Here is a 23,495-nt window from a genome sequence, read left to right on the forward strand (position 1 = left end):
CCGCGTAGCCAAGTCTATAAATATCTTGTCGCGAGATATTAAGCTCGCACTCGGAAAAAACGTTTTGTATAAAATCGGGATACTCCCCAAATGCGATAGTCGATCGTGCGACTCTCTCCGCCTAGCCCAGCAAAACCACAGCACTACAGTCAATAATAGACATTTCCAGAAAAGCCAGTCTTGAACAGGCAGGATGCCTGTTCCACAAGAATTATGAGAGAGGTCTAATTATTATTCGGATGCAAACGGAAACGATATGACTAATAACGAATAACTTCTTGCTTGGCTTAATTTGGACTTATCTGTGCCAAAATGTCGAGGTATTATCAAAAAAATATTCCCCAACGGATCGAAGCCCAGGGGATACAAGGCAAGACAGTAAGTCCAGCATGGCTTAAACCAGACAAAACGGTTAGGCTCGGCAAATCAAATAATTGTCTGTAAAATCTGTATCTGTGCTATTTCTAGAAAACAAAACCAGCTTTGGCAAAATTTAGAGTTTCATGTTGAATGCGAACGGGAGCATATTGGCAGACAATCCATCAAGCGCCTCGCAGTGGGCGCAAGAAGCTTTAGGGCTTCCCGAAGTTCAAGTACAAGCGCGTTTGCGGGGAAACCACCTGCACATTTTGTGCGAAGCAGCGCAGTGTCCGTCTCAAGAATTGGTGACGGCGAGATTTACCAACGCCCTCGAACACACGGATTTAACGCGACTGCTGCCCGATCGACCTAAAATTTACCAGTTGTTTCTGTGCGGCCGCAAAATCGGTTCCCGACAAAATGACTGGACAGTCCGGCTTGATTGCAGCAGTCCCAAGCGACAGCAACAGCCACAGCAACAGGAACCAAAAGTTGCCGAAGTGCCTCCGCCAGCGACTTCCCCCGACGAACCACCCGCAAGCCCTAAAAGAGGCGGATTTTTCGGCAAATTTAAGAATGACAACCAGAAACTCAAACAGACACCAAAACCGGTAGAAACAGTAGCCCACCCGCCACAAGTACGGGAAGAACTGGATTTTGACGCCGAAAGTCTGCCCATCGCCTCCCGCATTGAATACCCAGAAGCTTTTGAAACTTCCCCCGTGACGATCGACACTTCGGCTGCTGCGACGCGGGAAGCTTTTAGTTCCGCCGTTCCCCCGCAGCAGAAAGCGAACCGTGGCGCGGTGGCTTTGATTCAATCCCCCGAAGCTGACTCAGGCGAGGGCGATCGCGATGGAACATTAACGGTTTCGCCGGAAACGTTGGCGCGCCGGGGCTATCCAGATGCGATCGCCAGCTATCTCAGCGAAATCCTCGGGCCGATGGGAGTTTCGGTGAAAGTAAGCATTCGCGAAAAAGAACTCAAAAGCAGCCGAGAAACCGTGCCGATGAATGGGCCGGAAAATATCAAGCCCAAGGAACGCCGACTGCTAGTGCTGTGCGAGTCAGCTTACAGCCCCGACCCCTCCTTGCTGGCAGAACCCATCGCCGGCAGGCTACGGAAACTGCAACTAGAGGATTTCCGGGAAGCCGTGATCGCCAGCCAAGTCAGCGGCGAAGCCAAGCCGGACTGGCTGCTGCGAGTGGATTTGACTTCGCCGGACAAAATTCTCAAGGAATGGGCCAGGTGGGGAGACGTACAGTCGATCGCCAAACTGCTAAATCAACACTTGGCTGCATCAAGAGTCGAAGTGCGGGCCACCCTCAAAGAAGCAACCCTCCACCTGTTTTGCAGCAAAACTGCCAAAAAAGGACAAAAGCCTAAACGGCAAGAATACCCCGACAAGCAGCAAACCACCGACGCGATCGCCCCTTTATTAGCTTCCTTTGCGCCCCAAGGCATCCGCGCAGCTACTATCTACGGCGTAGAACCAGCCAAGGACTCTCAGGCGGCGCCGGAGTCCCCGGTGTGGATAGACTGGGTAGACTTGCCTGCCGCCCACCACCCCGACTTGGCTGCAAACGCTAGAACGCTGGCGATCGAGGGCGACCAATTGGCTCTGACTTTTTTATTGAACAGGTTGCTCAACCCCAATCTCAGACGCAAGCTGGAAACAGGAGGGATTCGGGCTGTCGTGCTGCAAAAAGCCAACGTGCTGCACGTCATGACAGAAGCTCTGACTTGCCCTTCTCAGTCGAAGGTAGGGCCGCCGGTGGCGAAATTCTTGCGGCACTTACAAATTCCCGGAGTGGCAGGGGTGCGAGTCTACGGACGGCGCGCCGGCCAGAAACTGCCCCTGTGGCGCTACGCAATCGACCTCAGAACGGCTGTTGACGAGGAATCAGCGACGACACCCGCACCGGTTCCCTCGCAAGTGGCGGTGTTGGAAAAGGAACCGGTGCCGGAGTTTGCGCCGGCGGAGGATGGGAGCTTTTCGGGTTTGGGCGAGAATTTGGTGTTCGATGCTCCGATGCCCAACTCCTGGCGGCCCCGTTTCAAAATCCGACTCCCCGGATACAATCTGGGCGAGCAATTAGTTCAAGCTGCGGTGCAACCGCTTGTCGCTTCGGGTTTGTTTGTTCCCAACGATGGTTTATCAACGAATGCTGCTGCGCCCGGTGGCGTGAGAGCCGATCGCGCGGCGGGAATGGCTTTGATTTGGGCGATCGCTGGCTGTCTGCTGACTTTCAATACCGATTGGCTGCTCGGTCTATTTCTGCAATCTGCGGCGGTCAGTCAAGCTCCTAGCGCTTCCGAAGTTTGCCGCGGGCCAAATTGTCAAAATTCAGCTCCCAAGGCTTTGGGCGACGTTACAGCCCCACTTCCCAAGGAAACCCCGAACCCCGTTCCCCCTGCTGAGGAGGTGAATTTGCCTCAAACTCCGTTGCAGCCGTCGCCGGAAGCCAACCGGGAAGAAGCTTTTAATGGCTCTGGGTTTACGAAACCGGGAAATACTAGCGTTCCTGTAGCTGATGTTTCTGCTCCTCCGGTGTTCCCAACTTTGAGGAGCGAGCAGCTTGACGATCAGATAGCGCGCTATCAAGAGTACATTCACCTGCACAAAAAACCGCCGGATATTTTAATTGTCGGTAGTTCGAGGGCGCTGCGCGGTATCGACCCGGCGGTTTTGGAAACCGCTTTGGCAGCTTCGGGCTATCCGGGGCTGAGGGCTTACAATTTTGGGGTTAATGGAGCTACTCTCCAAGTTGTAGATTCGCTCATCCGCCGGATTTTGCCACCGCAACAACTGCCGAAATTGCTGGTGTTGGCTGACGGGGCGAGGGCTCTCAACAGCGGGCGGCCGGATTTGACTTTTAGTGCGATCGCATCTTCGGAAGGTTACAGGCAATTGAGCCGGGGTAGTTTTCTGATCCGCACCAATCAATTAGAATCCGAAACATCGAAGGAAAGCGCCAACAATCCGGTGGCGACTGCCACTGAATTGGTGAATAATTTGGGACAAGCTCAAGCTAATGTTCAGCAATTGGTGAGTCAAAAGTTGGTGGAGGGTTCTGCAACTTACAAAAAGCGCGATCGACTTAAAGGGTTTTTGCGATCGCTCGTTAATCCCTCATCAGCCCCTGTTGCCACCGACAGCCCCCAAACCGCAGCCCTGGGTGAACAAACAACTGAAAACGTTCAGCCCACTGCTGCGAGTAAACCCGTCAGCGAGTATCAACCAAATGGCTTTTTGCCGATCGATATACGCTTCAATCCCGAAACTTACTTTCAGAAGCACCCGAAAGTATCTGGTTATTACGACTCCGACTATCAAAATTTTAAATTGGTAGGCGAACAAGCTCTAGCACTCAAAAATCTGATCGAATTTACCAAAGTTCGCAACATCAATCTCGTGTTTGTGAATATGCCTCTGACTGAAGATTATTTAGACCCGGTGCGGACAGGTTACGAACAAGAATTCCGGCAATATATGCAAGAATTAGCAGCCCAAAGCGGACTAATTTTCCTAGATAAGAGTTTATTGTGGCCCCAGGCGCGGGAATCTTTTTCCGACCCCAGCCACCTCAACCGTTACGGTGCTGTTGCAGTTTCTAAGCGGTTGGCTCAAGATCCCATGATTCCCTGGCCTGCTAAACAATAGTTTTGAGTTTTGAGTTTTGAGTTATTTTAGAAGTTAAAGGAGCCCAAAGTTGCGAGTGCGGCTCGACTATCTCAAAGCTATTCTTTCCTGTGGCTAAATACTGAAAATGAAAAGATTGATATTTCCTGAAAATAGCAAAAATACACAGATAAAAAATCCTAGAAAAAATTGGCCTTTGATATTTTTTATATTATCTTTAGCATTTTTCTGTTTCAGTTTGTATAAAGGTTTCTTTTTACCATTAGCTTTATCCTCTGGGCCGCCCAGCAACGAACAAAGTAGCGAACAGCCAACTCTGGCACCTTTTGAACAGGTGGTTAAAGACGCACAAAAGTTAGAGGGACTATTTACCCTTTACCGCAATCAAGCAACTGATAAAGTATATCTGGAAATTAAACCGGAACAACTCAACAAAAAGTTCCTGTGCTTTGTGACATTGGCATCGGGTTTGGGGGAAGCGGGCATTTTGAGCGGAATGCCGATCGGCGATTTCTTGTTTCAACTGCGACGCATCCAAAATAACGTGCAGTTTGTGATACCAAATATAAATTTTCGCACAAGTCCGGGCGACCCGCAAGCAGGTTCGGTAGCACGGGGATTTAGCGAGTCGATTCTCTATTCTTTGCCTCTCAAAAGTATTCATCCGCAAAGACAAACTCTGCTAATCGATTTAGGAGATTTGCTGATGAGCGAAAAACGCGATTTACCAGGGGTAAAAGCGATTTTACCGATGATTTTGGGCGCTTCTTACTCGATCGATGCAGACAAGTCTTCTTTTAAAGATGTTAAAGCGTTTCCGCTGAATGTGGAGATTGCTTCTGTCTATGGTTTTTCTAGCGATAATGACAGTGAAGTTAACTATTTACCTTCGGTTCCTGACAGTCGGGCTTTTAACCTCCGCATTCACTACAGTTTCTCGGAAGTGCCGCTAAATAACGGCTACCGCCTCAGACTGGCGGACGAGCGAGTGGGCTATTTTCTCACAGCATATAAGGACTTTTCTGACAAGAGCAGCCGGGAGCCTTTTGTGCGCTATATCAATCGCTGGCATTTGCAAAAGCAAATCCCGACAGCGCCGATGTCGCCTCCGGTACAGCCGATCGTCTTTTGGATTGAAAATAATGTGCCTCCCGAATACCGAAACGCAATTCGTGAGGGCGTTTTGGAGTGGAACAAAGCTTTTGAAAAGGCAGGTTTTACTGACGCAATTCAGGTCAAACAAATGCCGGACAATGCTAAATGGGACCCGGCTGACGTTCGCTACAATACTATCCGCTGGTCGAGTTCTTTTGAGCCTGAGTTTGCAGGCATCGGGCCGTCTCGCACTAACCCGTTGACTGGGGAAATTTTGGATGCTGACATTCTTTTGGATGCTAATGTTGTCCGGCAAATCAAACAGGGTTATCGGGCTTTGGTGGAACAAAATAGATCGCTATCTAAGAGTTTTCAAGGGCGAAACGGTTCTAATACGAATCCTTGTCAGTTTGGGATGTATTCTCGCTATTTGAATGTGCTAGAAAATGGGGATTTAGGAAAAAGCAGCGGGGAAAATGCTCAAGGTGGAATTGCTGATGATTTGCCGACTTTGGTAGAAAGATACCAAGAGCAAAAGCGCTCGCCTTTATGGCGGTTGATGTCGAGTTCGGATATGTGTTTTGGGTTGGAATCGAGCCGCCAGTTTGCGATGGGGGCAATGTCGATGGATCTGTTGGAAAATGCAGCGCCTAGCAGTCCGGCAATTGACAATTATGTGAATGAATATATCCGATATTTGACAGCCCACGAAGTCGGTCACACTCTCGGTTTGAGGCACAATTTTCACGGGAGTACGATGCTGCAACCGGAGGAGTTGAACAATACTCAGCTAACTCGCACGCAAGGTTTGGTAGCGTCGGTTATGGATTATGTACCGATTAATTTGGCACCTCCGGGAACTGTGCAGGGCGACTATTATCCGACGATGGTAGGGCCTTATGACGATTGGGCGATCGAGTATGGTTACAAGGTGATTGGTGGCGCAAACCCGAACAGCGACTTACCAGCGCTGCAACAAATTGCCAGCCGCGCTGCAGAACAGCAATTAGCTTACGCGCCGGATGAGGATTCTGTGGATATTCTCGATCCCGCTGCAAATACCTTTGATCTCAGCGCCAATATGCTGAGGTATTCGCAATGGCAATTGGATAATGCGAGGGCGATGTGGAAGCGTTTAGAAAAGCGAATTCCGGTTGGGGGAGATGGTTATAACGAACTGCGGGTGATGTTTGATTCGGTGTTCGGGTATTATGTCAACCAAGTGATGAATGCTACTTTGTATGTGGGGGGACAGTCGTTTAGTCGGATTCGGCCTGGAGATACTAATGCGAAGTTGCCGTTTGTGCCGATCGAACTTTCTCAGCAGCGAGAAGCTTTAGCAACCCTTGAAAAGTACGTTTTTGCACCGGATGCGTTTAGTTTTGCCCCGGAATTGCTGAATAAATTGGCGCCTTCGCGCTGGGAGCACTGGGGAAGTCCGGCTTTGGTGTTTCCTCTAGATTACCCGATCGGCGATCGAATTACTTTTTTGCAGCGGTTTGTGTTACGAGTTTTGCTATCTCCGACGCGGCTGGCGAGGCTGCGGGATGCCGAGTTAAAATCTGCGCCGGAAACTGCTTTGAGGTTGCCGGAAGTGTTGAATACTGTGCAAAAGGATATCTGGCAAGAGGTTTTGCAGCCGGAAAAGAAGATGCAAATTTCAACTTTTCGGCGATCGTTGCAGCGGGAACATTTAGCAATTTTGATCGGAATGGTGCTGCGAAAAACGAGTGTTCCAGAGGATGCGCGGAGTTTGGCTTGGTACGAGTTGCGGCAGTTGCGGGAGGGTTTGAGCAAGAGTATTCGGAATTTGGATCGGAATGCTGATGCTTATACGCGGGCTCATTTGGAGGAAACGCGCGATCGTATTTCTAAGGTTTTGAATTCGCAAATTCAGTCGAATTAATTTGGGGGCTCAGAAACCGGGTTTTTGAGGAATATCTTTCGTTGCAGCCAGCAGATTTGGTCAAAAACCCGGTTTCTGAGAATCTCAGTCAAGTTAAAATAATAGCGATCGCCGATCAATTGACAAAACGTCCGTTATCTCTGACTTTAACCAAGGGGATGGTGGATTGCTATCGTAATCGATGAAATAATTGTATCCCAATTGCTCGTACAGTTCGTCAACTAACAATTGCAAGTCTAATAATTTACCAACACTAAACTTGTGTCATCGCAACGATTTGAGCGATGGTTAATACCAACTGAGGAAACGTTGGAGAAACAATAATGGCTTCTCCTTGATATCGCAGTGCCTGATATTCACCATCGATTAAGCGGTTGATAGTCACCGTAGACTGTTTTGGAGAACCAATATACTGAACGCCTCCCAACCCTGCATAATCAACGATCCAATACTCCAGGATTCCTAAAGTTTCATACTCATTCAATTTGATGCGGTAATCATCCCGCCAATTCGTACTGACAACTTCGATCGCCAAGGGAGGTGGAATATAGGCAGCAGCAGAGGCAGAACTTTGACGCATTCTGACCCATTCTTCCTTGGCAAACACCACAATGTCGGCTTTACGACTCGATTCACTTTCGCCCGGGGCAGCGTTCAATCTGACTTGTTTACTTTGTCGAGGAACGTAGGGAAGGTTCAATGATTGGCAATGATCTACCAAGAGACGACATAATCCATCGACAACATCCTCATGTTTGGCTGTGGGTTCACTCAGGGGCATCGCAACTCCATTGACTAGCTCGAACGACCTACCGGAGTCGTCATCCCAGTTGAGAAATTCCTCGAAGGAAAGGGTTTTTTGGGCGATCGCAACCATTGATATTAACCTTTTGCGTAGGTTGGCTCTCTGTTGTCTGTTTCTAGCTTAACGCTTTCGATCTCCATTTTAGTGTGCATCAAAGGGGTAGCTTAGCAATACGATCGACCCATTCCTCTGCACTAGATGCTGCCCAAATCAAGAGTAGTTCTTCGATGATAACTTCCATCGGTATTTTTCGGGAAACAATAATGACTCCAGCACTCTGATTAGTAGTAATGAACTCAGCAAATTCCGATGGCATTGTTTTGCGATCGTGGCTGACAAGAACACGTCTTTGCTGTGCTGCAATTGCCAGCACGTCGGAATCTTTAACGCCTTCTAACCCAGCAGCAAAAGCAGTTTGAAAGTCGATTGTAGATTCTCGTCGCAGTAATCCTGTGACGATCGCCTGATTTAAGTCAGCATCAGCTTGGTAGCGAATATTCAAGATCGCACCTGCTGTCTTGCTGCTTTAGCTGCAATCAGTTTGTTGTACAAAGCTGGAGCGCTGGTTTGTAGAGGTTGAGGCATGGCATCAAATGCGGCTTCTTCGGCGGCTAGGTAAGCGTCGATTTCAGCGCGGTTGGCTAGATAAAATGCGATCGCGCCATAAACCTGTTCCAGTGTCAGTAGTGGGAAAGACTGAACAATAGTTTCGGGCGATAATCCTTGTTGGAAAGCATAGGCGATCGAGTCAAGAGAAATCCGAGTTCCTTCAACCCAATAGGCATCATTCCGATACTCTATGTAAGTTTTAACTGCTACAACTGGCATACATTTTTTTGATTCTAACTACTTATTATCATAGACGGAAGAACCCGCAGGCAGCCAAGGGTCTGCATGAGGTCTGTCAGAGGTTGGTTGCGAAAGGTTGCGAGTTGAATTAAGGCTTGAATGCGGGCAACATTGAGTTGTTCAAGGCGATCGCTCATTTGGATCAGTTGCTTGTGTTCTTCGGGAGTCAGGGTTTCGGCATGACGCTTGGCGATGAGGGCATGGTATTCTTCCCAGGTTTGTGCACTAAAGCCGATGTTAATTTGTTGCAGCAAGTCGGCTTCAGTAGGTTGGGTGGTTGGAAGTCTAGGCTAGAGGCGTTCTTGCAGGGCGTTGAGGATGTAGCGATCGGGTTCAACGCCCTGTCTAGATGCTTCAGTGCGGATCTGGTGTTCGAGTTCGGGAGAGAGGTTGAGGGTGATGGTGGTCATGGTTATCTTGGCAGCAACATCTATTCATCATTTTAGCGATCGGGCTTTCACCTTATCTCGAACTTGATCGCCTGGGACTTCTCGATTTTACTGCCCGCGTCCTGGTTTGCAATCTACGAAACCTAATGCTTCTGTGTCGAGAAAATTGGCGATCGAAACTGCGATCGGATCTTCAATTTTCGCAGCACGCGCGATTAGATCCGCTTTAATTCGTTCTGGCAAGCGTCTCAAAATGACTTCGGCATCAGCAGGAGAAAGTTGTTCTTGAAGTTTGGCTTGCATGGCATTCACCTTTGGGTTGGAATTTGATATACACTAAAGCCACTACCCAACTCAGATTTAGCGGTCTAACGGTGCCCATCACCCGCTGCAGATAACCTTTACATCATAACCGAATATCTCTCGGCGGTCGGTGTGCATGGGCGTTGTTGGGCGGCAGTTGGAGCTTTTAACCCGACGATGTTCGCTTTGAAAACCAGGCGTGAATGAAAAGGGTTTGGAAGAACAACACTGGAGTATCGAAGCCACCCGCTGCGATGATTGCTTCGATTTCAGGTGGGGTTAAAGCCGCGAGGTGAAGACGCCAGGCAGTGCGCATCCTTTCGATGTCTTCTTCACCCCAGCCAGAGCCTCCGAGCATTCGCAGCCAAACTTCAATCAAACTTTTATGAACCGGAGCCGACAGACCCAGAACCAGATCGGAATTGATCAAAATTCCACCGGGGTGAAGGCGTTGCGCGATTTGATTGAAAAAGTGGCTCCGCTCTGCCGCTTCTTTCAAGAATTGAGAAACCAAAAGGCAAGTCGCCGCATCGAACGGGTCAGAAGCAGGCAGCGAGTCGAGATAGCCTTCGTGGAAGGTGCAACGCGAGGTAATCCCATGTTCTTCGGCTTTCTGACGGCAGATATCCAGCATCGCAGATGCAGGCTCAACCGCTGTGAAATGACATTGCGGAAAGGCTTGTGCCAGAGCGATCATTTCCGTTCCGGTGCCGACACCGACACACAGAATCCGTGCCTCAGCCGGAAGCTCGGCGAAAATCTGGCGCATTAACGAAAAGAGCGCATCGCGAGACGATGCCCAACCAGCGGTTTTCTCGTCGTAGGAAGCCGCAGCCTTTTGGTCGAATGGGGTGGGTGATTGTTGGTTTTGCATAGTGAAAACGAAGGAGGCTACAATTAGTTTTGACAAGGCGCTTTTGTCCGTCCGAACTAACGCCGTTGTTGAGCATGATTTAGTCTAGAGGCAAGCATACCTACATCGGACTTTGCTCGAACTTCGGTGACAAGCTATTCATACATGTCCAAGGCTGAGCGCTCGATGTCCAGATATCCAGTTTCGGCTCGAAGTCAGCGGTGCTATCCAAGGTCGAAAACCGAACCGACATAAAAGCAGGACTGACCTCAGTGGAGGCAAATAAAGGACTGCCGCATATTGAGCAGAAATTTCGAGTTGTCTTTGCGCCACTTCCACCCACCACAGAATGCGCCGCTACTTCTCCGCTGATTTCCATCGCACTCGGGGTCACAATGAAGCCAGAGGCATACGGTGCCCCGCTAGAACGCTGACAATCTTTACAGTGGCAATTCAGCATGGCAATTGGTTCGGCATTGCATTGATAACGGACGGCACCACACGCGCAACCGCCAATAATAGGAATCGTCATACACTTTCCTCAATATACTCAAATTCCTGTGAAGCCAAACTTATAATTGTATCGCAGTTGCGGTACAATACCCAATACAATAGAAAAATACCGCCGATCACTCGATCGCTGATGTATTTCACCAAAAGTAGCAGTAATCCACACAGCAATCGCTGACGATTGATGAGCATTCAACCAAATTGTCATGCGGCTAAAACGGGACGATTGAGTTTTTGGACTGCATACATCAGCGCAGCTTTGAGATCGTTAAGTTCCAAGTCTGGCAATTCTTTGATAAACTCAAAAATTTGCTCACCAGCTAGCAACTCTAGGATATCGATGACTCGAATCCGCATTCCCCGGATGCAGGGACGATCGCCACATTGTCTTGGGTTCACTGTGATTTGGTCAAACAGATCAGCAACGGATGCTGGCATTGGTTAAAATTGTTTGAAACCTTTGTCTCTAGCTTACTTCATTTATCGCCCCAAACTCACACCACGATATAATTCGGCGATCGCCACTTCCAGCTCAATACTCTGTAAAGTATTATTGGCAGGCTAGGCGTAGGCAGGAAGTGGCTCATAAACAAGTTCCATGAGTTTTTCAGAGGGAATGGTTTCCATTGCATAGGTATTACCTTGAGCATCCGCAAAATCTACTAGATAAGCGCGATCCTCAAAGCTCATGAGAATAGTGCCAACTTGTCCCGGTCGGAGCAAAATTGGCTGAGAGGTTGCTTTATGGATTGCGTGAATTTCTTCGGTCAAGGCAACAACATCATATTCGTGTAACGTCATCACAGTATCCTCACTTATTGACAGGATAGGTATTAGTTAGCCGGGGAAAGTCTTCATCGGTGCGAATCATCCAACATGACAGCACCCAAGAGCTTCCGGTTTCCGTGGTCATGAAAAATTTGATATCATACTGGGTTCCATAGTTGTCTGTTTTGTAAATTTCCGCCTCCTGATTGACCGCAGATTCTAATATAGCGGCTTCTAAAATAGTTTTGTTTTCTAGTGTAATTCCCAATCGATTTCTAAACAGGATGGCTTTATCTTTTCCTTTGGGATGCTGCATATTCAGTGAGTATCGCTCAAGCTTGTCGCCCAGCAGTGCCTTGTCTCCGTTGGGTAGTTTCATCTGTCCAAATGGTTAAATCACTGGGTGGAAAGTTTTCATTTGCTAGAAACCCCATTAACTTGCCTCAGCAAACAGTAAAGGTGTGTAAAATACGTCTTCTTTGGGGCACTCAGCCGCGAAAGCAAACACAGCTTGTAGAGATTCAGCATTAAGCCTTGGGTAATTTTCGATAACTTGTTGCTGCGTCCAACCTTCTGAAAATAGCCCTAGAACGAACTCCACTGATATTCGTGTCCCCTTAATTACAGGCTTGCCAAGCAGAATTTTAGGATTTGAGTGAATGTGTGCTTTCCAGTTCATCACCAGTGGGCCTCTATAGGGTTTTCATCTATTATGAGTATAGTTAAGATTATAAAATTTATGACCGCAGCAGTATCTATTGACAGTGGTAAGCTCATTACACGCACTCCCGGACTGCATGGTGGATGTCCCCACATCCTCGGTAAAGGCGTTACCGTTTGCCGCATCGTAACCTGGTACAAGCGAGGATTGAATGCTGAAGAGATTTGCGATCGCATCGGACATCTCACCCTCGCCGAAGTCTACGCCGCACTCACCTACTATCATGCCAACACCCAAGAACTTGAAACTTATTTGCTCCATCAAGCAGCAGCCAAGCGTCTTGAAGCTTTGCACAGCAACTTTGGTAAATATGAAATGCTAAGATAATAAATAATACATCGCCAACAGAAAAATCTTCTAGATAAGCAATATCCTCAAACTGGGAAAGAAAAACTGATTTTTACCGGATAAATTTAGGAGGTGTAGGAGGAATAGCAGCAATGAAGTAAAGTTTGGTAACAAGACTCAACACTTGTGCTTCTTGAGTAAACCGTAAAGTTCGAGTTCTTCAAACTGCCCTCGGTGAAAAACACGCTGTTTTTGGCTACCTTCCTGCGTCATTCCCAGCTTTTGTAGCACCTTAGCCGAGGCTATATTCCGCCTGAGACAAGTTGGATAAATGCGATCGAGCTTTAATGTTTCAAAAATTCAAGACTGATTTAGTGTAATTGATTCGTTTTTTTCTCAAAAATTATGTCTGCTAACACTGCAAAAAATCATTACTTCCGATTGGCATTGTTCTGGGCGTTTCTGGGTAGTTTGGGAAGCTTGGCGGTGTTCCCTTATGTGCTGTCTCTGAATCCAGCAGTCGCGCAACTGCCTACACCCTTACCTGTTATAGCTATTGCCTCCGCCCTTCAGACTGGACTTCTTTTGATTCTCCTGAATTGGATTGGACTGCGCCTAGGCAACTCAATGGGACTCGATACCCCCCTCATTCGTGCACTGGTGTATCGACAGCCTGTTCCCACTCTTTCTAAATCTGCTATCAAAACGGCACTGATAGTCGGTGGCGTTGGTGGAATCGTCTTAATTGGATTGAGTTTAGGGTTTGAACCTTGGATGCCTCCAATGACTTCAACAACTGCGTTAAAGATTGACCTCTGGAAACGCCTCTTAGCTTCTTTCTACGGAGGCATCACCGAAGAACTCTTGCTGCGACTGTTCGGTATGACATTGATTGCGTGGCTACTTTGGAAGATTTTTGAGCGAGACAAACCGCAACCCTCTACATTGATTTTTTGGCTGGCAATTGTGGCGGCGGCAATATTGTTTGGTGTGGGTCATTTGCCTGCCGCTGCCAATCTCTGGGGGCTAACCCCGATCGTCGTTATCCGCACCATTACACTCAATGCCCTCTTAGGAATTCCCTTTGGTTTTCTTTACTGGCGTTGGGGATTAGAATACGCTATGTTATCTCATTTTTTTGCTGATTTGGTACTGCACGGAATTGGAGGAAGTTAGCAGGAGATGGAAACAATGCAATGGTACAATGAACCTTTACAATGGCATGAGGATAACGATGTTATCCATATTACCGCCGGCGCCAAGACTGACTTTTGGCGGCAAACTCATTACGGATTCATTCGCGATAACGGCAACTTTTACTACCGTCAAGTTTCAGGCGACTTTACAGCCGAAGTCAAAATTACTGGTTGCTATCGATCGCTCTACGATCAAGCAGGATTGATGATTCGAGAGAGCGAAAATATCTGGCTCAAGTGCGGCATTGAGTTTGTTGAGGGAGTGCAAAACGTGAGTGCGGTTGTGACACGAGACTATTCCGATTGGTCTGTTATGCCGCTTGAAGTGCCGCCTGTTTCCCTGTGGCTGCGGGTAAAGCGCCGAGCTGAAACGGTGGAAGTGCAATACTCGTTGAATGGGTCAGACTATTCAATGATGCGACTGGCATATCTAACTGAGTCGCCAATCGTTCAAGTTGGGTTAATGTGTGCGGCTCCCCAAGGTGAAGGCTTTGCAGTCACATTTGAAGGGTTTAAGCATAGTAAGCTGATCTAATGTGGATGGTAAAAAAACCGATTTCGGCGTCACTCCATATATAAAAATAAAATTAGGGGTGAGTGCTTTTCACTTACCCCAGCCATTTATTGTCCGCCTTTTAACAAACCAATTGCAGGAAGAAATCACCACAAAAGCGACGCCATTTGTCCTAAAAATACTTGTCGATGTTGAGGGTCAAAATCATGAATACCCCCAGCAAATGACCTGCGCTCATGCAAGCCAGAAATGCCGGTACGCTAACATTGTTGAACAAAGACGGGAAGGGCAAAGGCATTTTCGGCCCCACGTGGGGATACCAAATTCGGCGGCTGAGAACTAGCAATGCTAAGATATTGCAAACAAACATCACCAGAGGCTTTTCCCAATTTCCTGATGCTGTGTCAGTCAGAGTCGATTCTACTACTGCCAGTAAATTTGAGTTAATCATCGTTGATGCTCCTATTTTTCATAAATTATCAGAAATGCTCGATGAGATTTCTTGCCAAAAATACAGCAGGGGCGATCGCCTTTACGCAATAAATATCTGTTGCTCTCAATATTCACCGCGCCAGCGACAGCGCCCCCACCCGTAATCATCTAATCACAGCAAAAAGTCTTTTAATGCCATTCAAAAGTAACGAAAGATACAAAGGGACACAACCATACTCGCTGCCATTTGTAACTTTTAGCCTGTCTGGCAGTGGCGGCATTTACTCACGCTGCCAGACAGGAAATACCGCTACTCATTACTGAGCAATGTAGGTAGGCAGAAAGTGAAGTATGTCACGCAGAACGCTAAATCCAGCGGCGTCCCAAAGCAAATAAGCTAAGAAACCGATCATCGCTAAGCGACCGTTCCAAAGTTCTGCTTGCGGGTTGAAGCCAAACAAAAAGGCATTCCGATCTTTGCCGTTGTAAGCATTAGCTGTAGGAGGCAAGTTGGTAGGACGAGTTTCCATGTTTTTACATTCCTTAACAATGTTCGCTTCTCATAGTAGCGACCTAATTTCTGCTTTGCTATCTGTCTCTAGGCTCAAGATACAGACAAGTCTAAAGGAGGATTTTGAAACGGGAAATAAAGTGTTAAGTTTTGTTGCGCGAGTTGTTTTAGCGATCGCCTGTATCTCTTGATACTAAATACAACTGGAAGTTGAGATTGCTGCTGTGAAAAGCCCGATCGCGCTGCCGCGACAAACAATGGCGCTTTTGACTCTTCAGTAGATTTGAGATTTGAGATTTACTCCACAGATGAATCTGGAAGCTCTAAAATTTTTTGGCAGACTCACGACAGTTGTCGGAAAGCAAGTATCCGTTTTTGAGCGCGCCCCGACTCAATCCGCGAAATCCTAGAAGCAAGAAAATTTAGTAAATTTCAACTCAAAAGCCGAACACATCGCGCGGGAGTTAATTAAAATAGGAGATAAACAGATCGATCGGGAGAAACAGTTATCGAAACCATCTACGGCAATCTTCAAGGTTTAAAGTCCAGCCAGCTCAAGCAACTCGAAAAGCTGTACCACCAGCGACTACCGGGCGATCGCATCACCACTGCAGAATTCGCCCAGCGCGTCGCCGCCATCAGCACGGAAATAGACAAACCAATCTGCACCTACATCAACCGTCGCGGACAAGTAATTCGCGTCGGCGTGGGTTCACCCCGGCAAACGCAGATTGCGCCCCTAGAATTGCCCCGCTACGGGGGAGGTCGCCTCAGCGGCATTCGCTGCATCGCCACCCACCTAAAGCCAGAAACCCCAAGCGAAGCAGCCCTCACAGCAATGGCAATTCAGCGCCTAGACGCCCTGGTTTGGCTGACACTGACGGGGGGAGGATTTCAGCGCCGCGGCGGCGGTGCGACTGGTTACATCCAAGAAGCTTATCTCGCTCACCTGATACCCCAGGGAGATCAGCCAAATTTTGAGTTCTCTGTTTTGAGCGCTCAGTTAGAACCAGATTCAACTGATGAAATAGAAGAGCCTTCAATTCCCAAGTCACTAATTCAAACTCCACACTTTCCCTGGAAAATATCAGAACCGCTGAATTTGGACGAACTCGCCGACCAAGACTTTCTGGATTTGGTGGAAGGACTCGAAGCAGATTTTCAAGCAGAGTTTGTCGCTAAGCAGGTCGATGCAGACCAAGACAAAGTGCTGTTGGTAGGTGTAATGACTCAGCACATGACTCAGTTGGAGTTTGAGGACGGGCTCGCAGAAATCACGCGGCTGGTTGAAAGCGCCGGAGGTCAGGTTCTGCAAACAGTGCGCCAAAAACGATCGCGCCCCCATCCGCAGACAGTGGTCGGCGAAGGCAAAGTTCAGGAAATTTCTCTTACCGCTCAGACGATTAGTGCTAACCTCGTGGTATTTGATCGCGACCTAGCGCCCGCACAAATACGGAACTTGGAAACTCAGATAGGTATTCGCGTTGTCGATCGAACAGAGGTAATTCTCGATATCTTTGCCCAAAGAGCTCGATCGAGCGAGGGTAAATTGCAAGTCGAACTCGCTCAGCTAGAGTACGCCCTGCCCCGGCTCAGAGGTCGCGGTCAGGCAATGTCGAGACAGGGTGGCGGCATCGGTACCAGAGGCCCTGGGGAAACTAAGCTAGAAACCGAACGGCGGACGATCGCCAAACGCATTTCTCGATTGCAGCAAGAAGTAAATCAACTGCTGGCCCACCGCTTCCGGCTGCGGCAGAATCGGCATCATCACGATGTACCCTCCGTGGCGATCGTTGGTTACACCAACGCAGGTAAATCGACTCTGCTCAACCTGCTCACAAATTCCGAAGTCTATGCCGCCGACCAGTTATTTGCCACCCTCGACCCGACAACTCGACGGTTGACCATTCCCGGCACTGTCACCAGGGAACCTCTATCGATCGTCCTCACAGATACAGTGGGCTTTATTCGCGAACTGCCCCCCGCCTTGATCGACGCTTTCCGGGCTACCCTCGAAGAAGTCACTGACGCCGATGCTTTGCTGCATCTGGTCGATCTCTCCCATCCCGCGTGGCAGAGCCAAATTCGATCGGTCATGAATATTTTGAGCGATATGCCCGTAACTCCCGGGCCAGCCATTGTAGCTTTTAACAAAATCGATGCCGTAGATGGAGATACTCTCGCCCTCGCCCGAGAAGAATTTCCTCAAGCAGTATTTATTTCGGCCGCCAAAGGTCTTGGGATGGAAACTCTCCGCGACAGACTAGCTCAGCTCATTCAATACGCCCTCTACCCTCGGTAAATACTTAAATATTCCTTTTGAATAGTTGACATGGGGGAATATACGTACATATACTGAGGACAGATATAGTCGAACTATGAGATGATAAAAGAGTAGTCAGATTGTGCATGGCAAAGTACAATACAGCAGCTCGATTTTGCGCTCGGTTAAATAATTAATTTCCCGATGTCGCTGTCAAGGTAAAAACACTCTTTGTTAATGGCTGTAACGGCTGTTGGTTCAGAGGTTGCAAAAAGATGTTGCTTCACTCTGGGCCAACCACGGTAGGCGATGTCAATGTGAAAGAGAATAATATTATTATTCAAGTGTTTGAGCACTCACCTCAAGCGCTATACTATCTTTTACAGACGTTCGCGAGAGAATACATCCATTTATGGTAAGAACTCTAAAATCCTTGCCCGTCGTACAGCGCTAATCTCTAAGACTATTTCTATTTTTCGATTTTACCACTGTTTAACTAAATAGTTATGTGTACGCCACTGGCAAAACTAGCAATTGGACTCTCTGCCACAATGGCAACAGCGTTTTACTATCTAGCTGCCGCCCCTCCGGCTTCAGCACAAGTAGATGTGTGTGGGCCGGGAAATTATTCTACTGCCTGTGCCCCCACGCCGGCATCAACCCCAACGGAACCCGACCCGCAATTGGCGACCCAGCCGAGTTTGTCCCAAATATACAGAACCCCACCTTCGAGAAACGCAACTTCTATTCCTGAACCGGGTACTGCGATCGCAGTCCTACTGACAGGTGCAGGTATGATTTGTTCGTGCAGAAAGCGAAACAATCAGGTTGGTCCGCAGCGCTAGGCAGGCTGATGACCAACCTGTTTGCCTTCAAAATGTCTCCGTTTTTTTAAGCGTGGATATTTGTTTACTTAATATATAAAAAATCAAAAATTGTATAAAAAATAACTTGACACCTAGCTTGTGCGCTGCAAATAGAGCCGGATGTTGAAGGAAGAAAGCCATAGCGACTTCAGTCAGGATAAAAAGAAGGAAGAAGACAAATTCACTTCCCGGCAAGGGTTTCAGCAATGAATAACCTCCGGTGCAAAAGATAAGGTTGCTATATGTTGCTATATATAATAAAAATTCAAATATAAAAATAAAAATAAGATTGGTTAAGATCAATCCTTCCAACAGTTTTTGAGAGTCAACCGTATAATAAGGGTTTCAAGGCTCCAAGCCAAGTTCGCTACCAACGAAAAATCGAGGGTTTTAGCCTAGGAACTAAAAACAGTCCGCACTATGGTTAAGATTACAATTAACAAATATTGTTATTGTTTGAGCGTCCCATGACCCCTAAAGTAGAAATTTACACTTGGAGAACCTGCCCGTTTTGTATTCGTGCCAAAGCACTGCTGAAACGAAAAGGGATTGATTTTACAGAGTACGCGATCGACGGAGATGAAGCAGCACGGGCTCAAATGAGCGATCGAGCCAACGGAGGGCGCACCCTGCCCCAGATATTCATTAACGACCAACACATAGGTGGCTGCGACGAAATCCACAAACTCGATGCTCAAGGCCAGCTAGACCCGCTGCTAGCAGCAAAATGAGGCATTCCCTGTCGAATTTTCCGTTAGCCAAAATTTTCCTGCGACCAATTCTTAATTTTAATTGACAATGAAATTTGCATTCATCATCGATCCCCTCGCGCGACTAATTCCAGGACACGATACCAGCGTAGCGCTGATGGAGGCAGCTCAAGAGTTGGGTCACGAAGTCTGGGCGACTCAAGCCAACGAACTAAGCGTCATCGGCGGCAAAACCTGGGCAATTCTGAGTCGGGTAGCCCTCACCCCAGTAAAAGTGGTAGAGGGACGCTGGGAGGCGACTGAGGCTTGGTACCAGGTACAACAGCCTACTTTGCAGCCTCTAGAAGCAATGGACGCAGTATTTATGCGGACAGATCCCCCAGTCAACATTCCTTACCTCTACGCTACTTACCTTCTAGATGGCATCGATCCGGCTAAAACTTTGGTAGTGAACAGTCCCAAAGGATTGCGGGCGGCGAATGAAAAGATGTATGCTTTGCAATTTGAGGGAGCGATTCCCGAGACAATTGTTTCTCAAAATAAGCAGGTAATTCGGCAATTTGTTGAGAAAAAAGGAGCAGCAGTTCTTAAACCCTTGGGCGGCAAAGCTGGGGAGGGGATTTTGTTCTTGGAAGCGGACGATCGCAATCTCAACTCCCTGGTCGAAATTAGCACTCAACAAGGGCAAATTCCAGTGATGGTTCAGACTTATCTGCCGGAAGCCAAAGAGGGAGACAAGCGGATTATACTGTTGAACGGCAAGCCCATCGGTGCTATCAACCGTATTCCCACGGGCAATGAATTTCGCGGCAACATGGCCGTCGGCGGCCGAGTCGCAAAAACCGAAATTACCGATCGCGAACTGCAAATTTGCGCTCAGTTAGAACCCGTGCTGCAACGGGACGGACTGTACTTTGTCGGCATTGATATTATTGGCGGTTATCTCACAGAAGTTAATGTCACCAGCCCTACAGGGATCAGAGAAATTGACTTGTTTGACGGCGTTAATTTGGGCAAACAAGTGATTGAATGGGTAGTTAGTCAGTAGTCAGTAGTCAGTAGTCATTAGTCATTAGTCAGTAGTCATTAGTGATGAGTTATTAGTCATTGATTAGTCGTTATTTGTTATTAGTTATTAGTTATTGGTCATTAGTTATTGGTCGCAGCTAACAAATAACAAATAACAAATAACAAATAACAAATAACAACTAACAACTGCCAACTGCCAACTGCCAACTGCCAACTGCCAACTGCCAACTACCAACTACAAACTGCCAACAGCCAACAGTCAACAGTCAACAGTCAACAATTATAAAATTATGTCAAAAATTGGCGTTGCAGTAGTCGGTACCGGTTTCGGTCAAAAAGTACACCTTCCCGGATTCCAGGCCCATCACCGGACAGAGGTTGTGGCTGTTTATCACCGGAATTTAGACAAAGCAAAGGATCTCGCCTCTACCCACAATATCCCCTACGCTTGCGACTCGATCGCCGATATAGTAGCGATCCCAGAAGTAGCGGGCGTCAGCATTTCCACACCGCCATTTTTGCATTATGAAATGGCAAAAACCGTCTTGGAAGCAGGCAAGCATTTATTATTAGAAAAACCCACAGCCCTGACAGCAAATGAAGCCAGGGAACTTTACCGATTGGCAAACAACGAATCTCAAACCGATTTTAAAAATGGTGGTTCGAGAGGAATTGCCACAATGGACTTTGAGTTTCGATTCATCCCCGCATGGCAAATGCTAGCAGAATTATTGGCAGCAGAATATGTGGGAGAAAAGCGTTTAATTAAGATTGATTGGCTGGTGTCGAGCCGCGCTGATGCAAGTCGCCCTTGGAATTGGTACGCGCAGAAAGAGCGAGGCGGCGGAGTTTTGGGCGCGACAGGTTCTCACGTTTTTGATTATATTAGCTGGCTGTTCGGCGCGCCGCAGAGGCTTTCTGGGCAATTGATTACAGGAATTTCTGCGCGCCCTGATCCCAATGATTCGGGAAAATTAAAATTAGTTGATGCAGATGATTCGTGCACGTTGATGTTGGAATTAGCTGGGGGAACGCCTTGTCAAGTTTGTTTGAGTTCTGTTACTTATCAAGGGCGGGGACACTGGGTGGAAATATATGGGAGTAAGGGTACGTTGGTGTTAGGAAGCGACAACCAGCAAGATTACGTCCACGGATTTCGCTTGTGGGGTTCCCAAGGTGGAGAACCTTTAGCTGAAATCAAAATTCCTCAAAGATTGGAGTTTCCTCAAGTATATCCAGACGGGAGAATTGCACCGTTTATTCGAGTAGTAGATAGGTGGGTAGAAGCAATAGATGCCGGTAAATCTTTGATACCTTCGCTCAGAGAAGGGGTTTACTCTCAGTTGTTGATGGATTTGACCCAGGAGTCGAATGCTACGGGAACTTGGGTAGATTTACCGAATTTAGATAAATTTTTGGGCACTAAGTAAAAGTGAAAGGTCCCAAAGCAATCTCACGCACTCGATCGCACCCCAAACCCGATAAACTACGAATAGATAAACTCGATCAATCCCTATATCCAGAGTCGGTAGTTGTGAATGGCGCGCCCTGAAAGTCCTTGCCTCAGTATAGCGATCGCTCGCCTGAGAACCGCTGGGGCAAACCATTTTGCCACTTGGGTTCTACAAGCTCCCTATCCCAGCGGGTACGTTCACCACGACTGTATGTGGCCCGATACCCTCTCCCAATCTTGGAAAGCTTGGCAGGAAATGTTTTCGCCCTCCGGGACAATTCACGAATTGCCCCTAAATCCTGATGGCAGTTTCGTCTCGCCGGAAAACAACCAGAATATACTGGCAGAAACTGAACAACAAAGTCCTCAGTCGCTCCACCTCGCTCCAGCGACGCCCTCTGTGCCGCTCCACCTCGGTCAACGAGGGTGGGGCGACAAAGGGGATCAGCATCCGCCTCGGCCACCGGCAAGCTACAGCAGCCGCCTGATGCAGCATTTGGGGATTAATCTTTGGCAGTGGCTGTTTGAAGGCCCGATTCAGGGTAGTCTCCAGGAAAGTAAAGGTATCGCGATCGGGCAAAATCTACCCCTGCGAGTGCGCGTAGACTTGCGCGAACCGTATTTAATTGCTTTACCTTGGGAAATTATGCAGCCTCAAGCCGGTCAACCGGCAATTTCTCTGTCGCAGCAATTGCTTTTTAGCCGCACTACCAGCAATGTTGAACCTTTGCCACCCCTGCATCCTGCAGAGTCGCTCAACATTTTGCTAGTTTTGGGACAAGCAGAACCCGGCGGCGGTGCTAATTCTCAATTTTCCAAGAGTAATAACGGTCATTTGCAGTTGGAAGAAGAAGCAGTGGCCCTAGCTGACGTTCTGGAAAGTGCTTTTCAAACCGACGACAGCGGCAAATATTTTGACATCAGCGTTCCGACTCGCGTCGATACTTTGATCGAACCTACTCCGGCGGAACTAATTTCGCGGCTGGAAACGCAAGCTTACAACATTCTGTTTTACGCTGGCCACGGGATACCGGGCCCCGACGGCGGCTTGCTGTTTTTGGGGCCGGAAACGGCGATTAACGGTACTGAACTGGCTCAGGTTTTAGTTCGGTGTCGCGTGACTCTGGCGGTGTTTAATGCCTGCTGGGGTGCTCAGCCAGCGGTGGAGAGGTTGCACTTAACTAACGGCCAGCAACAGGCGATCGCCCGTAGCAGTTTGGCTGAGGTACTGATCCATCACGGGGTGCCTGCGGTGTTGGGGATGCGGGACTCGATCGCCGATCGCGAGGCCCTGAGTTTTATCCAAACTTTTGCCCAAGCTTTGGCCGGGCGGATGTCGATCGATCGGGCAGTCGCCGTCGCCAGACAGCAGTTATTGACCATCTACAAGTTCAATCAACCGGCTTGGACGCTGCCTGTGCTGTATATGCACCCTGAGTTTGACGGTCAGCTAACTGAGCCGGTAGATGACCTCAAAACTGAGTTACCTTTAAATTCTTCTACTTGGCTGGGACGGTTGCCGTCTTGTGCTTATTTGCGGGGGCGCGATCGACCAAATGCCAAATCCACCGAATCGATTAATCAGGTTTGGCCGATTCGCGCGGGTATGGTTCGAGTCGGACGCTGGGAAGAAAATGACGTAGTGATTCGAGAACAGTGGGTTTCTCAAAAACACGCCGAGATTTTCTGCCGAAACACTATCGGAGATAGCCGGGAAGAACCTAGCTACTTCCTGCGCGATTTTTCTCGCTACGGGACTCTAGTTTTGGGATCTGAGGGATGGCAGAGAGTTCACCACCAAGAATTTCTGCTACGCAGCGGGACTCAGCTAAAATTTGGCAGTTCTCAAGGTCAGATTTTTGAGTTCACTATTGAGGTTCCCAAAACTTCGGGCTACAGTGAGACTGATTGCGGAACGAATTAAGATGCGGGTGTAGCTAATGAAGGCAAGCGGCGAGTAGCACAGCAAAGTTCTGGGCGTTGAGTCTCCAGTCTGAATTTTAAAGAGTTATTTACCACTGATAGCTCGC

26 protein-coding genes are annotated in these 23,495 nt (G+C 48.1%); 11 read left to right on the forward strand and 15 right to left on the reverse strand.

From position 1 onward, the window contains the following. Window positions 1-503: 503 nt before the first annotated feature. Together QUA43_RS07550 and QUA43_RS07555 are read left to right on the forward strand one after the other, a co-directional pair. Window positions 504-4,025: a hypothetical protein gene (locus tag QUA43_RS07550; protein WP_333372362.1), complete on the forward strand. Its 3,522-nt coding sequence runs from the start codon at window positions 504-506 to the stop codon at window positions 4,023-4,025. A gap of 106 nt (window positions 4,026-4,131) precedes the next feature. Then, window positions 4,132-7,005 (forward strand): zinc-dependent metalloprotease, encoded by a 2,874-nt coding sequence (locus QUA43_RS07555; protein WP_333372364.1) that lies wholly within the window; start codon window positions 4,132-4,134, stop codon window positions 7,003-7,005. Between the two features lie 253 nt (window positions 7,006-7,258). On the opposite strand, the gene QUA43_RS07560 is transcribed toward QUA43_RS07555, so the two are convergent. The 12 genes from QUA43_RS07560 to QUA43_RS07610 all read right to left on the reverse strand — a co-directional run bounded on the left by QUA43_RS07560 (window position 7,259) and on the right by QUA43_RS07610 (window position 12,161). After that, a complete protein-coding gene (locus tag QUA43_RS07560) occupies window positions 7,259-7,882 on the reverse strand; it encodes a Uma2 family endonuclease (protein WP_333372366.1) in 624 nt (207 codons plus the stop codon). Between the two features lie 79 nt (window positions 7,883-7,961). After that, on the reverse strand, window positions 7,962-8,312 hold the full coding sequence (locus QUA43_RS07565; protein ID WP_333372368.1) for a DUF5615 family PIN-like protein: 351 nt from the start codon (window positions 8,310-8,312) through the stop codon (window positions 7,962-7,964). Beyond that, the gene (locus QUA43_RS07570) at window positions 8,309-8,638 is read right to left on the reverse strand and encodes a DUF433 domain-containing protein (protein WP_333372370.1); all 330 of its coding nucleotides are present in this window, start codon (window positions 8,636-8,638) and stop codon (window positions 8,309-8,311) included. Before QUA43_RS07570 ends, QUA43_RS07565 begins: the two co-directional genes overlap by 4 nt. 14 nt (window positions 8,639-8,652) lie before the next feature. Next, on the reverse strand, window positions 8,653-8,913 hold the full coding sequence (locus tag QUA43_RS07575) for a hypothetical protein (protein WP_333372372.1): 261 nt from the start codon (window positions 8,911-8,913) through the stop codon (window positions 8,653-8,655). Between the two features lie 243 nt (window positions 8,914-9,156). Next, window positions 9,157-9,351, reverse strand: a complete 195-nt coding sequence (locus tag QUA43_RS07580) for a hypothetical protein (RefSeq protein WP_333372374.1) — start codon at window positions 9,349-9,351, stop codon at window positions 9,157-9,159. A 166-nt stretch (window positions 9,352-9,517) separates the two neighbouring features. Beyond that, window positions 9,518-10,261 carry a class I SAM-dependent methyltransferase gene (locus tag QUA43_RS07585; RefSeq protein ID WP_333372376.1) on the reverse strand — a complete coding sequence of 248 codons (744 nt, stop codon included), beginning with the start codon at window positions 10,259-10,261 and terminating at the stop codon, window positions 9,518-9,520. Window positions 10,262-10,325: 64 nt separating this feature from the next. Then, window positions 10,326-10,736 carry a GFA family protein gene (locus QUA43_RS30820; RefSeq protein ID WP_333033967.1) on the reverse strand — a complete coding sequence of 137 codons (411 nt, stop codon included), beginning with the start codon at window positions 10,734-10,736 and terminating at the stop codon, window positions 10,326-10,328. Then, complete coding sequence (locus tag QUA43_RS07590; RefSeq protein WP_333033969.1) at window positions 10,733-10,906, reverse strand: hypothetical protein; 174 nt, start codon at window positions 10,904-10,906, stop codon at window positions 10,733-10,735. The genes QUA43_RS30820 and QUA43_RS07590 overlap by 4 nt, the downstream gene beginning before the upstream one ends. Before the next feature lie 12 nt (window positions 10,907-10,918). After that, on the reverse strand, window positions 10,919-11,152 hold the full coding sequence (locus QUA43_RS07595) for a DUF433 domain-containing protein (RefSeq protein WP_333372379.1): 234 nt from the start codon (window positions 11,150-11,152) through the stop codon (window positions 10,919-10,921). Between the two features lie 123 nt (window positions 11,153-11,275). After that, the gene (locus QUA43_RS07600; RefSeq protein ID WP_015174269.1) at window positions 11,276-11,515 is read right to left on the reverse strand and encodes a DUF4926 domain-containing protein; all 240 of its coding nucleotides are present in this window, start codon (window positions 11,513-11,515) and stop codon (window positions 11,276-11,278) included. A 10-nt stretch (window positions 11,516-11,525) separates the two neighbouring features. After that, window positions 11,526-11,861, reverse strand: coding sequence for a DUF6883 domain-containing protein (locus tag QUA43_RS07605; protein WP_015174268.1), 336 nt, complete (start codon window positions 11,859-11,861; stop codon window positions 11,526-11,528). Between the two features lie 54 nt (window positions 11,862-11,915). After that, window positions 11,916-12,161, reverse strand: coding sequence for a DUF433 domain-containing protein (locus QUA43_RS07610; protein ID WP_333372381.1), 246 nt, complete (start codon window positions 12,159-12,161; stop codon window positions 11,916-11,918). A gap of 60 nt (window positions 12,162-12,221) precedes the next feature. Between QUA43_RS07610 and QUA43_RS07615 the strand changes: the two genes are divergently transcribed. The 3 genes from QUA43_RS07615 (at window position 12,222) to QUA43_RS07625 (ending at window position 14,222) form a co-directional block, all read left to right on the forward strand. After that, on the forward strand, window positions 12,222-12,530 hold the full coding sequence (locus QUA43_RS07615) for a DUF433 domain-containing protein (RefSeq protein ID WP_333372383.1): 309 nt from the start codon (window positions 12,222-12,224) through the stop codon (window positions 12,528-12,530). A gap of 366 nt (window positions 12,531-12,896) precedes the next feature. Continuing rightward, on the forward strand, window positions 12,897-13,667 hold the full coding sequence (locus tag QUA43_RS07620) for a CPBP family intramembrane glutamic endopeptidase (protein WP_333372385.1): 771 nt from the start codon (window positions 12,897-12,899) through the stop codon (window positions 13,665-13,667). A 15-nt stretch (window positions 13,668-13,682) separates the two neighbouring features. Beyond that, entirely contained in the window at window positions 13,683-14,222 is a 540-nt protein-coding gene (locus QUA43_RS07625) for a DUF1349 domain-containing protein (protein WP_333372387.1), read from the forward strand. Between the two features lie 151 nt (window positions 14,223-14,373). Here QUA43_RS07625 and QUA43_RS07630 read toward each other — a convergent pair whose 3' ends face one another. The 3 genes from QUA43_RS07630 to QUA43_RS07640 all read right to left on the reverse strand — a co-directional run bounded on the left by QUA43_RS07630 (window position 14,374) and on the right by QUA43_RS07640 (window position 15,801). Beyond that, a complete protein-coding gene (locus tag QUA43_RS07630) occupies window positions 14,374-14,652 on the reverse strand; it encodes a Photosystem I reaction center subunit PsaK (protein ID WP_333372389.1) in 279 nt (92 codons plus the stop codon). A 298-nt stretch (window positions 14,653-14,950) separates the two neighbouring features. Continuing rightward, a complete protein-coding gene (locus tag QUA43_RS07635; RefSeq protein WP_333056696.1) occupies window positions 14,951-15,163 on the reverse strand; it encodes a chlorophyll a/b-binding protein in 213 nt (70 codons plus the stop codon). A 512-nt stretch (window positions 15,164-15,675) separates the two neighbouring features. Continuing rightward, complete coding sequence (locus tag QUA43_RS07640; RefSeq protein WP_263053573.1) at window positions 15,676-15,801, reverse strand: hypothetical protein; 126 nt, start codon at window positions 15,799-15,801, stop codon at window positions 15,676-15,678. Window positions 15,802-15,850: 49 nt separating this feature from the next. Here QUA43_RS07640 and hflX point away from each other — a divergent pair, with 49 nt between their 5' ends. From hflX to QUA43_RS07670, 6 genes are all read left to right on the forward strand, one after another. After that, window positions 15,851-17,446, forward strand: a complete 1,596-nt coding sequence (gene hflX, locus QUA43_RS07645; protein ID WP_333372391.1) for a GTPase HflX — start codon at window positions 15,851-15,853, stop codon at window positions 17,444-17,446. 467 nt (window positions 17,447-17,913) lie between these two features. Continuing rightward, window positions 17,914-18,252: a PEP-CTERM sorting domain-containing protein gene (locus QUA43_RS07650; protein WP_333372393.1), complete on the forward strand. Its 339-nt coding sequence runs from the start codon at window positions 17,914-17,916 to the stop codon at window positions 18,250-18,252. A 488-nt stretch (window positions 18,253-18,740) separates the two neighbouring features. Continuing rightward, window positions 18,741-19,004, forward strand: a complete 264-nt coding sequence (grxC, locus tag QUA43_RS07655) for a glutaredoxin 3 (RefSeq protein ID WP_333372395.1) — start codon at window positions 18,741-18,743, stop codon at window positions 19,002-19,004. A gap of 67 nt (window positions 19,005-19,071) precedes the next feature. Next, window positions 19,072-20,031, forward strand: coding sequence for a glutathione synthase (gene gshB / locus QUA43_RS07660; protein WP_333372397.1), 960 nt, complete (start codon window positions 19,072-19,074; stop codon window positions 20,029-20,031). Between the two features lie 271 nt (window positions 20,032-20,302). Beyond that, window positions 20,303-21,442, forward strand: coding sequence for a Gfo/Idh/MocA family oxidoreductase (locus tag QUA43_RS07665; protein ID WP_333372399.1), 1,140 nt, complete (start codon window positions 20,303-20,305; stop codon window positions 21,440-21,442). A gap of 108 nt (window positions 21,443-21,550) precedes the next feature. Further along, window positions 21,551-23,389 (forward strand): CHAT domain-containing protein, encoded by a 1,839-nt coding sequence (locus tag QUA43_RS07670; protein ID WP_333372401.1) that lies wholly within the window; start codon window positions 21,551-21,553, stop codon window positions 23,387-23,389. Window positions 23,390-23,495 lie beyond the last annotated feature (106 nt).

The sequence above is a fragment of the Microcoleus sp. N9_B4 genome (assembly GCF_036701635.1).
In the GTDB taxonomy this organism is placed as follows: domain Bacteria; phylum Cyanobacteriota; class Cyanobacteriia; order Cyanobacteriales; family Microcoleaceae; genus Microcoleus.